The organism is Bacillus andreraoultii (assembly GCF_001244735.1).
Lineage (GTDB): Bacteria > Bacillota > Bacilli > Bacillales > Caldibacillaceae > Caldifermentibacillus > Caldifermentibacillus andreraoultii.
On record NZ_LN868937.1, the window covers coordinates 1,067,026 to 1,082,218 of the forward strand.

General features: G+C 34.3%; 11 protein-coding genes and 2 pseudogenes. 12 read left to right on the forward strand and 1 reads right to left on the reverse strand.

All coding sequences use genetic code 11. The annotated features are described in order from the left end of the window. The first annotated feature begins 129 nt into the window (after nucleotides 1-129). The 4 genes and pseudogenes from istA (at nucleotide 130) to BN2144_RS10330 (ending at nucleotide 4,904) form a co-directional block, all read left to right on the forward strand. Complete coding sequence (istA, locus tag BN2144_RS10315; protein WP_456061792.1) at nucleotides 130-1,671, forward strand: IS21 family transposase; 1,542 nt, start codon at nucleotides 130-132, stop codon at nucleotides 1,669-1,671. Continuing rightward, nucleotides 1,664-2,431, forward strand: a complete 768-nt coding sequence (istB, locus tag BN2144_RS10320; RefSeq protein WP_033826781.1) for an IS21-like element helper ATPase IstB — start codon at nucleotides 1,664-1,666, stop codon at nucleotides 2,429-2,431. The genes istA and istB overlap by 8 nt, the downstream gene beginning before the upstream one ends. Before the next feature lie 579 nt (nucleotides 2,432-3,010). Beyond that, nucleotides 3,011-3,223, forward strand: a pseudogene (locus BN2144_RS10325) (IS5/IS1182 family transposase); the annotation flags it as partial. A 367-nt stretch (nucleotides 3,224-3,590) separates the two neighbouring features. Further along, nucleotides 3,591-4,904, forward strand: coding sequence for an IS1380-like element ISBco1 family transposase (locus BN2144_RS10330; protein WP_017550355.1), 1,314 nt, complete (start codon nucleotides 3,591-3,593; stop codon nucleotides 4,902-4,904). Between the two features lie 266 nt (nucleotides 4,905-5,170). Here BN2144_RS10330 and BN2144_RS10335 read toward each other — a convergent pair whose 3' ends face one another. After that, entirely contained in the window at nucleotides 5,171-5,287 is a 117-nt protein-coding gene (locus BN2144_RS10335; RefSeq protein WP_033828158.1) for a hypothetical protein, read from the reverse strand. 371 nt (nucleotides 5,288-5,658) lie between these two features. Here BN2144_RS10335 and BN2144_RS10340 point away from each other — a divergent pair. The 8 genes and pseudogenes from BN2144_RS10340 to arcD (BN2144_RS10375) form a co-directional block, all read left to right on the forward strand. Further along, nucleotides 5,659-6,420: pseudogene (locus BN2144_RS10340) on the forward strand (ComEC/Rec2 family competence protein); the annotation flags it as partial. Between the two features lie 572 nt (nucleotides 6,421-6,992). After that, the gene (locus BN2144_RS10345) at nucleotides 6,993-7,208 is read left to right on the forward strand and encodes a DUF3006 domain-containing protein (RefSeq protein WP_033828159.1); all 216 of its coding nucleotides are present in this window, start codon (nucleotides 6,993-6,995) and stop codon (nucleotides 7,206-7,208) included. 350 nt (nucleotides 7,209-7,558) lie between these two features. Beyond that, on the forward strand, nucleotides 7,559-8,248 hold the full coding sequence (locus BN2144_RS10350) for a Crp/Fnr family transcriptional regulator (RefSeq protein WP_033828160.1): 690 nt from the start codon (nucleotides 7,559-7,561) through the stop codon (nucleotides 8,246-8,248). A gap of 302 nt (nucleotides 8,249-8,550) precedes the next feature. After that, the gene (gene arcA / locus BN2144_RS10355; protein ID WP_033828161.1) at nucleotides 8,551-9,783 is read left to right on the forward strand and encodes an arginine deiminase; all 1,233 of its coding nucleotides are present in this window, start codon (nucleotides 8,551-8,553) and stop codon (nucleotides 9,781-9,783) included. Nucleotides 9,784-9,873: 90 nt separating this feature from the next. Then, nucleotides 9,874-10,884, forward strand: a complete 1,011-nt coding sequence (gene argF, locus BN2144_RS10360; protein ID WP_033828162.1) for an ornithine carbamoyltransferase — start codon at nucleotides 9,874-9,876, stop codon at nucleotides 10,882-10,884. A 292-nt stretch (nucleotides 10,885-11,176) separates the two neighbouring features. Continuing rightward, the gene (gene arcD, locus BN2144_RS10365; protein ID WP_033828163.1) at nucleotides 11,177-12,601 is read left to right on the forward strand and encodes an arginine-ornithine antiporter; all 1,425 of its coding nucleotides are present in this window, start codon (nucleotides 11,177-11,179) and stop codon (nucleotides 12,599-12,601) included. A gap of 47 nt (nucleotides 12,602-12,648) precedes the next feature. After that, nucleotides 12,649-13,590, forward strand: coding sequence for a carbamate kinase (gene arcC / locus BN2144_RS10370; RefSeq protein WP_033828164.1), 942 nt, complete (start codon nucleotides 12,649-12,651; stop codon nucleotides 13,588-13,590). Nucleotides 13,591-13,770: 180 nt separating this feature from the next. Then, nucleotides 13,771-15,192 carry an arginine-ornithine antiporter gene (gene arcD, locus BN2144_RS10375; RefSeq protein ID WP_033828165.1) on the forward strand — a complete coding sequence of 474 codons (1,422 nt, stop codon included), beginning with the start codon at nucleotides 13,771-13,773 and terminating at the stop codon, nucleotides 15,190-15,192. The last annotated feature ends 1 nt before the right edge of the window (nucleotide 15,193 follow it).

The following is a 15,193-nucleotide window of genomic DNA, read 5'->3' on the forward strand; positions in this document are numbered from 1 at the left end:
GGAATAATGATGGATGGTAATGTATATGTTAATCTAAAACTGAGCCACCTTATTAATTGAAAAGTGAGCCACTTTTGATAGAAAATAACCCTGACATTATTGTTAGGGGGAGTATCAGAGGTGATTACTTTGAATGTGAAACAACAAATAATAAAGATGCATTTGGAGGGAAAAAGTCAGAGGAAGATTGCAAAAGAATTGAAAAAATCTAGAAATACAGTAAAAAAATATATAAAGGAGTTCGAAAATAGTAAGTTAACGGATGTTCGAAATTTACCAATACCAGAGGAGATTATAAAACCACCAACTTACACAAAAAGAGTTGGTAGGAAAAGAGTATTAAGTGATGAAATTATCGAGAAAATTCGAGGATATATAAAAGAAAATGAGTGGAAAAGAGAGAATAATTTAGGTAAACAACAAATGAAAATCATTGATATGCATGAAAAGTTGATAGAGGAAGGGTGTGAAATTAGTTATACCACAGTACGTAATTTTGTAAACACGGAGCTAGCAAAGAAAAACGAGGTATTCATACGTAGAAATTGCGAACCTGGTTATGAAGTGGAATTTGATTGGGGAGAAATTAAAATCGAGGTGAATGGAAAATTAAGAAGCTATTCCCTAGCGGTTTTCACTTTAGCACATAGTAATTATCGATTTGCGAAAATCTATGAGTCTGAAACCATGGTTTGTGTTTTAGACATCCATTCCTTATTTATTGAACACATTGGTTTTATCCCTACGGTATTTACCTATGACAATATGAGGACTGTGGTTAAATCGTTCATAGGATCAGAAAGGGAAATCACCGACGGTATGAAAAATATTTCAGATTATTATGGGTTTAAAATTCGACTATGTGAACCAAGAAAGGGAAATGAAAAAGGCCACGTTGAACGTAGTGTAGAGTACATTCGTAGAAAGGCATTTTCATCAAATTATAAATTTACAAGTTTAAAAGAGGCAGAGGAACATTTGACAAGGGTACTAATAAGAATCAACCAGCAGTTACATCACCAGCATTTATTAAAACACATTGAATTAATGGAACACGAAAGGTCTGTATCCAAGCCAGCAATAACTCCTTTTGACGTTGCAGAGTTAATAGAATGTCGGGTGGATAAGTATAGTACAGTTGTCATAAAACAGAATCATTATTCTGTGCCAGAAGGACATGTTGGGAAATTTATTAAAGCAAAAGTAGGAGCTGAAAAAATCAAACTATTTATCGATGGGGAGCTTGTAGCAGAACACAAACGGAATTGGGGCTTACATCAGTGGGAAATGAATATTTATCACTATCTAAAAACCTTTGAAAAGAAAAAAGGTGCCATAGCTCAAAGTGAATGTTTGAAGCAGGCACCGGATGAAATTAAAATGATATACACCAATTATTATACAGGAAATGAAAAAGACTTCATAGAGTTACTTTTATATATTCAAGAAAAAGATAATTTAGGGCAAGTGTTAGAAGCTATTGAGAAACTAAATAATATTCGCTTTGGTTTTGTCACTACAGAAAGAATACAATTCATCTGTGAGCAAACCAATACTGACAAGTTAACTGATGAGAACAAGGACGACATCATGAAACAGTCAGAAAGAAATCTAAAAGCCTACGCAGATATGTTTGATCAATCTGAAGAAGGAGATATCTTATATGGATAAAAGGCAAGAGATTATTGAGCTGTGTAAGGAATTGCGTTTGCCTAGTATTCGAAGGATGGTCAATGATGAAAGTAATTTCAAAAAACCGGATGAGGCATTTGAAGTGTTACTTCAGGTGCTTCATCAAGAACATAGCGACCGACTGATACGGTCGAAACAGAATCGAATACGTACAGCCAATTTCCCACAGAAAAAATTATTGGAAGAATTAGTTGAAAGTTCTTTACCTGATCAGGCCCGACAAAAGTTACCTTATTTAAAAACGTTAAAGTTTATTGAAGAAGGACAAAATGTGATTTTTACAGGTTCACCCGGTACGGGGAAGTCGCACATTTCTATAGCACTCGGTATAGAAGCCTGTTTAGCTGGATATAAAGTCTTCTTTGCGACAGTACCATCTCTAATTAATCAACTTAAAGAATACAAATCTGAAAGAACTCTTCGCTCATTTGAATTGAAATTTGAAAGATATGATTTAGTAATCATTGATGAACTTGGATATATCTCATTTGATAAAGAAGGAGCAGAACTATTATTTACGCATTTATCATTACGTGCAGGGAGAAAGTCTACAATCATTACAAGCAATTTACCATTTTTAAAATGGCAAGAAATCTTTCATGATCCAGTTTTAACAGCTGCCTTAACGGATCGGCTTACACATAAGTCACATGTTATTAATATGAATGGGCCATCTTTTAGAATGAAAGAAACAAAGGCTTGGATGAATTTAAATAAATTCGAGGTGGCTCAAAATTAAATTGCGAAATGGCTCACTTTTCACTTGCGAAATACATGGTAAAAAACAACAACAGTGGACCTCAGCTTATAGTGCTGTGGGCATATTAGTTGGTGTTTTAATCAGTCATATAGTTTTCAACGTAGTTTATCTTTAGAGATGATAATAGCTGGAATATTAGTATCCTCTATATTATTTATAACAAATATCGTTAAAGTTAAATCCAAGAAAGATAAGACTCCTGAGGTACAATTGTAAATATGTTAAAGAATTATGCTTACTCATCAAACGTCATTTTAGCTTTAGTTATTTTATTGCTTACTATATTAACTTTCTTAGGGGTGAAAAGCATTCCGTTTTCTTATATATGGCAATTTTAATGGTATATAATTATTGTTGGAGCTGTGTCAATTATTGGGAGTAAAAAATAATGAATTTAGAGTACATTTCATTAATACCCACTTATATCTTCTTGTCTAACTAGTCCTATTAATAGGAAAACAAAAATGTTAAGTACAATTAACTCTATTCAATCTAGTTTTTTTGCAGTATACGTGTATGTACTGTGTAATATAAAAAGATATGAATATAATTCTGTTACGTGGGTCAAATGCATGGAAAAATATATTTAAACATCGAACTGCTGTAGACCGTGTAAATGCTTATTTAAAGGAATATTTTCAACTCAATACTGTCTGTTATCGAACAGGCAAACGTGCAAAAGTTCATTTTGAGCTTGTAACACTTATTTACAATACTTCGAAATTAGCCTGTGATCGAATGAATATGTTATTAGCCCGCCAAGCCGCATAAACTGTCGGACTTGGATTACCGTTAAGTAAAATGATTGCAAATGCCCTTGGAGGAGATTTGATATTAGTAAAAAGCTCTGAAGAAGGAACGACCTATGGACAGCTAATCTTTTAGCTGTTTTTTTATGGTTAAGATCTATATGAGTCTTGGATACAAGGTATAATGGAAAACTATAAAGTCGAAAAGTCTTAGCTGAATCTTAAAACTTAAACCTGAATTATTCACAGAAATTCAGAAACTTATTATAACTTATGGATTACCAAGCCTTTTCGGCTTTATTGTAATTCATTAAAAAAATGAAAAAAGAATCCATTTCTGTTAAAGTTAAAGTAACCAAAACAAAAACCAAACAGAAAGGACTCTTTATATGGTTACTTTAACGCAAAAAACACTTGATTTCAATCATAAAATTAAATTGTCAAATGATGGAGGTTCTCTTTCCTCCGATACAGGTGAGTTTCTTTTTAGAGAATTCGATGAAAAAATTGGTTTTTCAAAGACTTTAGTTAAGTACTTGAGACTTAACGATTCAAGGAAATATTATCTTCATTCAAATGAAAACTTGTTACGTCAAAAAGTCTATCAAATCATTGCCGGGTATGCGGAAGATGATGCGGCTGATCAGTTGACTCATGATCCTGTGTTTAAGGAAATCATTGAAACTCCAACACTTGCTTCCCAGCCCAGTTTGTCTCGCTTTTATACACGATTTGATAAAGATTCAATTGAACAATTAAATCTGGCTAACCAAGAAATGCTTGATAAGATTCATTGTTTTCGACAATCGAAAGAGTTATTTATCGACTTGGATTCGACTCATTCGGATACATATGGGGACCAAGAATCTTCGTCATATAATACTCATTATGGCACGATGGGTTTTCATCCATTAGTCGCCTTTGATGGTGCGACTGGTGACTTTTTGAAAGCACAACTCCGTCCCGGAAATGTTTATACATCAAATGGTGTGGTGGAATTTATTCGGCCTCTCATTAAACATTATAACGAAATGTTTCCGGAAACTACCCTGTTTCTTCGTGGAGATAGTGGGTTTGCTGTTCCGGGATTATACGATCTGTGTGAAGAAGAATCTGTTTTGTATATTATTCGGTTGAAATCGAATTCACAACTACAAAGTTTAGCGAAGGAATACCATCCTTCTTCCGCACCTTTAGATGTTTCCAAGACGGAAACCTATTATGAAGAAACGATTTACCAAGCAAAATCATGGTCAAAACCAAGAAGGGTGATTATTCAATCGGTACGTCCTGCAGGTGAGCTGTTCTTTACCCATTCCTTTTTTGTTACTAACTTTGAATTAGCTTTTCCTCAAGATATCGTCCGAGCTTATCAAAAAAGAGGGACGATGGAAAACTATATCAAAGAAGCAAAAAATGGCTTTTACTTTGATCATATGAATAGCCACGCTTTTCTAGTGAACGAAGTAAAAATGATGTTAACACTTCTTGCATATAATTTGACCAATTGGTTACGAACTCTTTGTTTTCCGGAAGGTCAAAAAACTATGCAAATTGATACGATACGTACTCGGTTAATTAAAGCGGCAAGTAAAGTCGTGAAATCAGGCAGATCCCTTTACTTCAAACTATCATCGAGTTTTGTGTATCAAAATTTCTTTTGGGATGTACTGAATCGAATTCAAAAACTACAATTGGAATGACCAATAGAATACTTCTCATAACTGAAAAAAATAAATTTTTCAGTCAAGGGGGAAGTATGCCCAAAATACCAGAGTTGTTCTATTGAAAATTCAGTTATTTTATGAATTGGCTACGGTTCTTAATTAAATACCGTTATGTTCAACTAATTTAACAAATTTTATCAAATGGGATTTGTAGCTATGAATATTTCAGGTTAAATCAAAAATTAAAAAAATAACTCAAAGTCCTTCAATAAAGTGAAGGACTTTTCTTTATAATCGCCAATTTATTTCTTCTTGCCTTTTTTTTCTTTTTTCGGATTATCAATCATAAATGCAGTTTCTTCTTGATGGTCGTTACGAAGTTGTTCAATACTTGAGTTTTGAATTCCTTTTTTCGTCATTATCTTCACCACCTTATTAGTATCATTTAATTAATATCTACTCTCATAACTGATGACCGCATAGGGAAGGCTTCGTCAGCATAACCTATTAGCCGAAAAAAGTTTTTTCCGCGAACTCTAGTCTCTTGGTTGACTAAAGGATCTAGCCCTGACTTTTCATTATTATTTTGACTAAATCACAAATAAATCATGCATAGAAACCACTTCCAAAAATCTACAAATATTATTTTTGAAAATTTTATCGTGTTTCGCTTTTATTTATTTTATAATTTAACATGAACAATAATCTGATAAGGAAGAGGGGAAATCAAGTGTTTAAAAAGTTGATGGCAATCATACTTTCAGTGGCACTCATTTTAGGAATTACTCCGATGAAAAGTGATGCTGCGACAAAAAGATATATGACCGTTCATTTTATAAATGTCGGACAAGGTGATGCAATTTATATTAAAGGTCCTTATGGAGAAGATATACTTATTGACGGTGGAAACAACTCTAAAGGCAATGATGTTGTAAATTATTTAAAGAAACAAAAAGTAGATGATATTGAAGTTTTAATCGCAACACATCCCGATGCAGACCATATTGGTGGTTTAGATAATGTATTAAAGGCTTTTAAAGTTGAAAATATTTATGCGCCAAAAGTAAGCCATACGTCACAAACATATAAAGACTTTTTAACTGCGGTAAAAAATGAAAAGAAAACGATAAAGACTGCACAAAAGGGGGTAAAACTTTCAATTAAAGGAGTAACGGCTAGTTTTGTAGCTCCCGTGAAAGCATATAGTAAAAGTGATTTGAATAACTGGAGTGCCGTTGTTAAGATGACTTACGGAAAAAAATCATTTTTATTTACTGGCGATGCAGAGACAAAATCTGAAAAAGATATGATGAATTCGAAACAAAACTTAACAGCAAACGTTATTAAAATCGGTCACCATGGAGCGAAAACTTCAACAAGCCCAGAGTTCTTAAATAAGGTAAAGCCACAATATGCCATTATAAGTGATGGGAAAAACAATAGTTATGGCCATCCAACTTCTGAAGTGCTTAACCGATTGAAATCAGCAAAAGTAAATGTTTATCGGACGGATAAACAAGGGACCATTATTGCAAAAACTGACGGATCAACAATTGCATTTAATACGAAACCAGCTGTAACAAATTCAGCATCATCAACATCGAAATCAAAACCAACGACTAGTTATAAATTGACAGCGAGTTTAAATACGACGAAACCGAAACAATACGGAACAGTAAATTTAACGGTTAAAGGTTTACCAAGCGGCACAAATTATAAAGCAGTGTTTCATTATAAATCAACAAATACTACTTATTCAGGGAAAGTTGGCAAAACACTGCCTGTCAAAATTGGTAGAGCACTAAAAGGTTACCGTGTTACTATTGATGTAAGTGCCACATATAAAGGAAAGACATATAATACAACAACTTCTTTTGTACCTCAATAAGTTGTCGTACGAAATTGAACACTTATAATTGATTGTGACCGATGGAAGGAGAAAGAACTATTTTTGCATTGCACAAGTTGCATTAAGTTTTTCTATGAAATAGGCAAAGCTTTTAAGAAATCCGCATATGCTTGTTAAACTTAACGCCACTCGTTCAGTGCAAAACTAACTCCATTGAAATGATTTCAACTATTTTTTACTACTTAAGAAAATATTGTTATAAGCAGGTGTTCGGAATGAAACTTATACTTGATCGATTTGAAGGAAGTTTAGCGGTCTGTGAAACAGAATCAGGTGAAATGATTGATATTGAAAAGGGATATCTTCCGAAAAATGTAAAAGTCGGTGATGTGATTATCTTTGAAAATAACACCTATACAATCGATCAGAGTGAAACAGAGAAACGTCGGAAGGAAATTGAAGACTTAATGGCGGAGCTTTGGGAAGACTAAGAATTTTTATAAAATCGACTTCTTTAAAAAGAATAGTGAAGCAGGGACAAAAGTATTCCAGCTATAGGAAAACCCGAACTTTTCATGCGAATGATCATTTGGAGTTTCGCAATTGCTCGGGTTTTTTATATGTATTGTTATTTTAAAGGGAATTTATTTGCCGCTTCCAAAGGGCAATCCGACTCATTTTATCCAATTCTTGTCATAATAACTTTGTCTAATTTTTAACAGATAAATAAAACCGCCTGAAGTGTTTTGTAAACATGTTACGATAGTAATGTAATGATAGTTTACTATTTTAAAAGGATGAAATGGATATGATGATATTCTTTATGCTTGGAGGTATTTAAATGAGGGTAAAGAACACAGTGGACGATTTAACTAAATTCACAATTTTGTCACACTTAACAGATGAAGGATTGGAAAGGGTTAAAAAGCAATTATTCCAACGTACGTATAAAAAAAATCAATTATTATTTACTGTTGGTGACCCCCGAGAACGAATCTACCTTTTAAGTAAAGGTTATGTCAAGTTAGAAAAGACGAATGCTGATGCCACTATGCTCTATTTAGATTATGTAAAGCCCCATGACTTATTCCCCTATGGCGGTATGTTTAAAGATACTTACTATCATTACGCTGCATATGCATTAACAGATATTATGGTTTATTATATACCTACTACTATATTTGAAGAGCTCGTACAGACAAATAAAGAGCAGTTACTTTACATTGTAAACCGCTTATCAAGGATTTTAGAACAGCATGAAAGAAGATTGCAAACAGTTACAACATCGAACGTAAAAGACAAAGTAGAACAATCTATCACCTATTTATTAGAAGGATTTGGCATTCCAAAAGAAAATGATGTTGTCATTGATGTGCCGATGACAATCACTGAAATCGCAAAAATATCTGGTACATCAAGAGAAACGGTGTCCCATGTGTTTAAAGACTTACGCTGCGATGGATTGCTGACAATGGAAGGACGTCAAATAATCATTCATGATGTGAATTATTTTAAAGATAAAGTGCAGTGAGTTTTATAATTTGTTATCTTAAATGTTTATTTATATGTATATTCATGTGCTTACGTGAATCGACTTAAAAACTCGAAATCATGTAGGCGCTTTCTATTTTGTGAAATATACCACGGAAACGGTGTGAATCTATCCACAGTAATGATGTGATGGTAGCGCACCTCATTATGTAACCGCCACCATAATGGAGGCAAGAGAAATTTCATATTTAACTTGTTAGCGCCTTCACAACAACAAAACTTCAATTCTATTAAGATAATAACTGTAAGAAGCATTTCATAATTTTTAAGGAGGGTATTCAATTGAAACATCCACTTCATATTACTTCTGAAATTGGTGAATTAAAAACAGTTTTGCTACATCGTCCAGGTGAAGAAGTTGAAAATCTTACCCCAGAATATTTACACAGATTATTATTTGATGATATCCCATACTTACCGATTATTCAAAAAGAGCATGATTACTTTGCTTCTACCTTAAAAAATCGAGGAATTGAAGTGCTCTATTTAACAACATTATTAACGGAGGCACTTTACACCGATGACATTAAAAAACAATTTGTTACTGATCTATTGACTGAATCACGTGTTAGTGTAAATGGTTCTTTTACTAATTTATATGAATACTTATTCTCGTATGACACTGAAGAAATGATTAAAAAAATTATGGCTGGTGTTCGTAAGTCGGAAATTGAGACAAAAAAGAAAACACATCTATATGAAATGTTAGAAGACCATTATCCATTTTATCTAGATCCGATGCCAAATTTATATTTCACAAGGGACCCAGCTGCTACTATTGGGAATGGATTAACAATTAATCGAATGAGGGAACCAGCTAGACGACGTGAATCATTATTTATGAAATATATAATAAAATATCATCCACGTTTTGCTAGTCATGATATTCCTATATGGTTTAACCGAGATTTTGATTATCCGATGGAAGGAGGAGACGAACTCGTATTATCTAAAGATACAATTGCCATTGGTATCAGTGCAAGAACAGCGGCGAAAGCAATTGAACGTTTTGCACTAAATGTGTTTAATCGTGAAAGTGATATTAAACGAGTTGTAGCTGTAGAGATTCCAAAATCAAGAGCGTTTATGCACTTAGATACTGTGTTTACAATGGTTGACTATGATAAATTTACCATTCACCCTGCAATTCAAGGACCAGAAGGAAACATGAATATATATATTCTTGAAAAAGGTCCGAATGAAGAAACGGTTAAAATTACACATAAAACAAACTTAATGGAAACATTGGCAGAAGTATTAGGGCTAAAAGAAGTTGCACTAATTCCTTGTGGTGGTGGTGATGTGATTGCTGCTCCGAGAGAACAATGGAATGATGGATCAAATACATTAGCCATTGCTCCAGGTGTAGTTGTAACTTACGATCGGAACTATGTATCGAATAGGCTACTAAGAGAACATGGTATTGAAGTTATCGAAGTTCTAAGCTCGGAATTATCAAGAGGACGTGGGGGCCCTCGTTGTATGAGTATGCCCCTTGTTCGTAACGACATCTAAAAGAAAGACAAGTTTAACAATGCTGATAAATAGGTACATGTTGCTATTTATCAGCATTATAAAAATTTTTGCCAAATTAGGAGGATTACTATGTCTGCCACCGAAACGAGTCCATTAGCAGGAAAAAGCTTCTTAAAATTAAAAGATTTCACAGGAGAAGAAATCAATTATTTAATAGATTTAGCTGCTGATTTAAAGGAGAAAAAGAAAGTCGGTATCCCTCATCGTTATATGGAAGGACAGAATGTTGCATTACTTTTTGAAAAACCATCAACAAGAACTCGTTGTGCATTTACTGTTGCATGTGTTGATTTAGGGGCACATCCTGAATATTTAGGGAAAAATGATATACAATTTGGCAAGAAAGAATCGATTCGTGATACAGCAATTGTACTAGGTCGGATGTTTGATGGAATTGAATTTAGAGGATTTGATCAATCAACGGTAGAGGCTTTATCAGAATATTCCGGTGTGCCCGTTTGGAATGGACTAACTAATGAATTCCATCCGACACAAATTTTAGCTGACTTTTTAACAATTAAAGAAAATATTGGCCACCTAAAAGGTGTAACACTTGTTTATGTTGGTGATGGCCGAAATAATATGGGAAATAGTTTATTAATTGGTGGAGCAAAAGTAGGAATGGATATACGGATTTGCTCTCCAGAACAATTATTACCAAGTGATGAAATCGTTAATTATGCTAAAAAGATTGCGAAAGAAACAGATGCTAAAGTTATGGTTACATCAAATATTGATCAAGCTGTTTCCGGTGCTGACGTCCTTTACACAGACGTTTGGGTATCTATGGGAGAAGAAGATAAATTCAAAGAAAGAATTGAATTATTACTTCCATATCAAGTAAATCGTGAAATGCTAAACAAAACAGGTAATGAAAATGTTATGTTCTTACACTGCTTACCAAGCTTCCATGATTTAGAAACACAAGTAGGCCGAGAAGTTTATGAAAAATTTGGTTTAACCGAAATGGAAGTAACGGATGAAGTATTTCAAAGTGAAAATTCATTTGTTTTTGATGAAGCTGAAAATAGATTACACACAATTAAAGCCGTGATGGCAGCAACAAATGGAAAGTTTTAAATGGATTCAACCATATTGCCCCTACTCAATGTAGTAGGGGATGAATGAGTAAAATTGTTAGTGGAGGTTCAACCCAAACGGAAATAAGAGGAAAAAGAGATTTAAAGCCCCATAAAAGTATAGTTTTACGAAGTGACAAACATCGCGTCGGCTTATAGTCTCTGCCAGGTTGTCGTGATCTATTGGAGAGGATGCCCATCTACAAGCTCGAAAACTATGAGGTCCAAATTCTTGTAGCATTTGATTAACAAGGAGAACATATTCTCCTCAAACTAAAGAGAAGGTGAGTCAAATGGGTGAAGATAAAAAGCTTGGATTAGTTGCATTAATTGCATTAGTAATCGGTTCGATGATTGGTGGGGGAGCGTTTAATCTTGCTGGAGATATCGCTCTTGGCGCGAATGCAGGTGCTGTCTTAATCGGTTGGGTTATAACGGGAATTGGTATTATTGCATTAGCCTTTGTCTTTCAAAATTTAGCAAGTAGAAAACCTGACCTTGATAGTGGTATTTACAGCTATGCAAAAGATGGATTTGGACCATTTCTAGGATTTAACAGTGCATGGGGCTATTGGTTATCCGCATGGCTAGGTAACGTAGCATATGCAACATTGTTATTCGCTTCGATTGGATATTTTTTTCCAACATTTGCTGGAGGCCAAAATGTAGCCTCAATTATTGGTGCATCTGTAGCTTTATGGTTTGTTCACTATCTTGTCTTACGCGGTATTCATTCTGCAGCATTTATTAATACAATTACAACGATTGCAAAAATAATCCCTATCTTCTTATTTATCATAATTGCAATTATTGCATTTAAATGGGATACTTTTACTTTTGACTTTTGGGGAGATGGTAGTTTCTCGTGGGGAGTTGTTGGTGAACAAGTTAAAAGTACAATGTTAGTAACATTATGGGTATTTATTGGTGTTGAAGGTGCCGTCATTATGTCAGGAAGGGCAAAAAGACGTTCTGACATCGGTAAAGCTACGGTGATCGGTTTAGTTAGTGTACTTCTTATATACATTCTTATTTCACTATTATCACTAGGAATTATGCCAAGGGAAGAACTTGCTGAATTACCTAATCCTGCAATGGCCTATATTTTGGAAGACGTTGTCGGTAAGTGGGGAGCAATTATTATTAATCTCGGTCTTATCATTTCTGTATTGGGCGCATGGCTTGGCTGGACAATGTTTGCGGCTGAATTACCTTATGTGACTGCAAAAGATAAAATGTTTCCGAAATGGTTAGCGAAAGAAAATAAAAATAAAGCTCCTGTTAACGCATTATGGTTAACAAACGGTTTAGTACAAATCTTCTTAATCACATTATTATTCTCTGATAAAGCATATAACTTTATGTTTTCACTCGCATCATCAGCGATTTTAATTCCGTATATGTTATCAGCGTTCTACCAAGTAAAATTAACTTTTACTGGTGAAACGTATGAGGCAGATAGGAGTCGGAGGAAAGATAAAATAATCGGAATTATTGCTAGTGTTTATGGGATTTGGCTCGTTTATGCAGCTGGTGTTGATTATTTATTATTAACGATGTTGTTATATGCACCAGGTATTATATTGTATAAATGGACGATAAAGGAAAATCAAATACAAGTAAAAGAAACGAAATTAGATAAAGCCTTGATGTTCATTATTGCAATCCTTGGATTATGGGCTTTAATAGCGCTTCTTATGGGGAAAATTAGTATTTAAGATATGAGTGTTTCGATAAAAATAGAGTGATAGAAAGGAAATTTGCGATGACAAAAGAACGAATAGTTATTGCGTTAGGTGGAAATGCTATCCAATCCGGTGAGGCAACTGCAAGTGCACAACAAGAAGCATTAAAACTGACGGCAAACCAGTTAATTGAAATCGTTAAATTAGGGTATCAAGTGGCAATTACACATGGTAATGGTCCACAAGTAGGAAATATTCTTCTGCAACAAATTAATTCTGATTGCAGTCAAACACCTGCAATGCCTTTAGATACTTGCGGAGCGATGAGTGAAGGAATGATTGGCTATTGGTTAGATAATGAAATAGATGTCGTTCTTCATAAGAATAAAATGGACAAAGATGTTGTCGCAATTGTAACTCGGGTTGAGGTGGATCCTTGCGATCAAGCATTTGAAAGCCCCTCCAAGCCAATTGGCCCGTTCTATACAGAGGAAGAAGTGATAAAACAAATGGAGGAAACAGGGGCGGTTTTTATAGAAGATGCAGGGAGAGGATGGCGAAAAGTCGTACCGTCCCCGAAGCCAATTAGTATTTTAGAACATAGAATAATAAAAAAACTAGTTGATAACGGAAATATTGTCATCAGTGCAGGTGGAGGCGGTATTCCTGTCTATCGAAATGATGGGGAAATTATCGGTGTTGAAGCTGTCATTGATAAAGACTATGCTTCTGAAAAGTTAGCTGAGTTAATTGATGCTGATATACTCCTGATTCTTACTGGTGTTGATTATGTATTTATCAACTATAATAAACCTAATCAGAAAGCGTTAGTAGAAGTAAGTGTAGAAGAAATAAAGAGTTATATAGAAGAAGGACAGTTTGCAAAAGGGAGTATGTTACCAAAAGTTGAAGCTGCTGTTCAATTTGTCGAATCGAAACCTGGACGAAAAGCAATTATTACATCATTGGAACATGCGGTAGATGCAATGGAAGGAAAATATGGAACGAGAATTATTTCATAAGGTGTAAAATTATGTAAAAATATGCATAAAAATTAAAAAAATAAGTGATAAAGACTTTAAATTGTGATAAACTTATAAAAGAAAAAATAGAGGTGGTGTGGAAGGTACAAGTTGATTTTTTGATAGATTGTACCTTCTACCTATTTTCCCCATAAATTAATATTAAAGGATTTGAAGTCTATGGAAACAACATCAAAGAAAATCAGCTTATTTTCATTAACCGCACTTGTTATTAGTTCCTCCATAGGTGGTGGAGTTTTCGGAATTGCCTCCGATTTATCAAGTGGTTCTGCAGTAGGACCTAGTTTAATTGCATGGCTTATTGTAGGACTTGGTATACTTATGCTATCACTGAGTTTTAATAACTTAATAAGTAAACGCCCGGATTTAGTAGGGATGTTTAGTTTTGCAGAAGCTGGGTTCGGTCCATTTTGGGGATTTATAAGCGGTTGGGGTTATTGGTTGTCTGCATGGCTTGGAAACGTCGCTTTTGCAACGATGATGATGAATGCATTTGCGTACTTCTTCCCAATATTTGATGATGGGCAAAATATTCCGTCAATCATTTTAGCCAGTCTATTTATGTGGTCACTAACTTTTATTGTTAATAAAGGGGTGGAGAGTGCCGCATTATTAAATACAGTTATTACGATATGTAAATTAACTCCATTATTTGTTTTTATTGTTTTCGGTATTTTCGCCTTTAAATTGGATATATTTACAGCAAATTTCTGGGGTACCGTTTCGCATAACTTTGAACTACATGCTGTAATGAGTCAAATTCGTAATTGTATGATGGTGATGATGTGGGTTTTTGTAGGGATTGAAGGTGCTTCAATACTATCTACAAGAGCTGAAAAAAAGAGTGATGCAGGTAAGGCAACTGTACTTGGGGTATTAAGTCTTTTAGCAATTTATGTAATGGCTTCAATCATCCCGTATGGAATTATGTCACAAGAGCAGTTGGCTGAAATGAAACAACCTTCGATGGCATATGTTTTTGAAAGTATTGTCGGTCCTTGGGGTGCAGCATTTATAAATATCGGCTTAATTATTTCACTACTAGGTTCATGGTTATCATGGACAATGCTTCCAGGAGAAACAGCACTATTAATGTCACGTAAAGGGTTATTACCAAAAGCTTTTAAATATGTAAATAAGGCAGGAGCACCGACATTTGCGTTAATCGTAACGGCAGGACTCGTCCAATTATTTGTTTTTACATTTTTATTTACTGATAAAGCTTATAACTTTGCCTATTCATTATGTACAGCTTCAATCTTAATTTGTTATTTATTTGTTACGTTATATCAAATAAAAATTTCCTATCAAAATCGGCATATGAAAGGTGAAAAGCAACAGTTCGTAATTGGAATGATTGCGTTCGTTTTCCAAATTAGTGCGATTTTACTATCAGGACTTATCTATCTATTAATTTGTTTTATCGCCTATATTCCTGGTGTCTATTTTTATATAAAAGCTCGGAGGGAAGATGGTGAGGAAATTGTGTTATCTACCAATGAATGGATTGCAACAGCGCATATTGTTGTTGGTGCACTAATTGCAATTGGGTTAATCTATACGGGTTTTGTGCAAATATAAA

What these genes read in the sequence shown, in the direction of transcription:
- BN2144_RS10350 (WP_033828160.1), top strand. Translation starts at nt 7,559, where the DNA reads ATGAGGGTAAAGAACACAGTGGACGATTTAACTAAATTCACAATTTTG.
- BN2144_RS10335 (WP_033828158.1), bottom strand. Translation starts at nt 5,287, where the DNA reads ATGACGAAAAAAGGAATTCAAAACTCAAGTATTGAACAACTTCGTAAC.
- arcC (WP_033828164.1), top strand. Translation starts at nt 12,649, where the DNA reads ATGACAAAAGAACGAATAGTTATTGCGTTAGGTGGAAATGCTATCCAA.
- argF (WP_033828162.1), top strand. Translation starts at nt 9,874, where the DNA reads ATGTCTGCCACCGAAACGAGTCCATTAGCAGGAAAAAGCTTCTTAAAA.
- istB (WP_033826781.1), top strand. Translation starts at nt 1,664, where the DNA reads ATGGATAAAAGGCAAGAGATTATTGAGCTGTGTAAGGAATTGCGTTTG.
- BN2144_RS10330 (WP_017550355.1), top strand. Translation starts at nt 3,591, where the DNA reads ATGGTTACTTTAACGCAAAAAACACTTGATTTCAATCATAAAATTAAA.
- BN2144_RS10345 (WP_033828159.1), top strand. Translation starts at nt 6,993, where the DNA reads ATGAAACTTATACTTGATCGATTTGAAGGAAGTTTAGCGGTCTGTGAA.
- arcD (WP_033828163.1), top strand. Translation starts at nt 11,177, where the DNA reads ATGGGTGAAGATAAAAAGCTTGGATTAGTTGCATTAATTGCATTAGTA.
- arcD (WP_033828165.1), top strand. Translation starts at nt 13,771, where the DNA reads ATGGAAACAACATCAAAGAAAATCAGCTTATTTTCATTAACCGCACTT.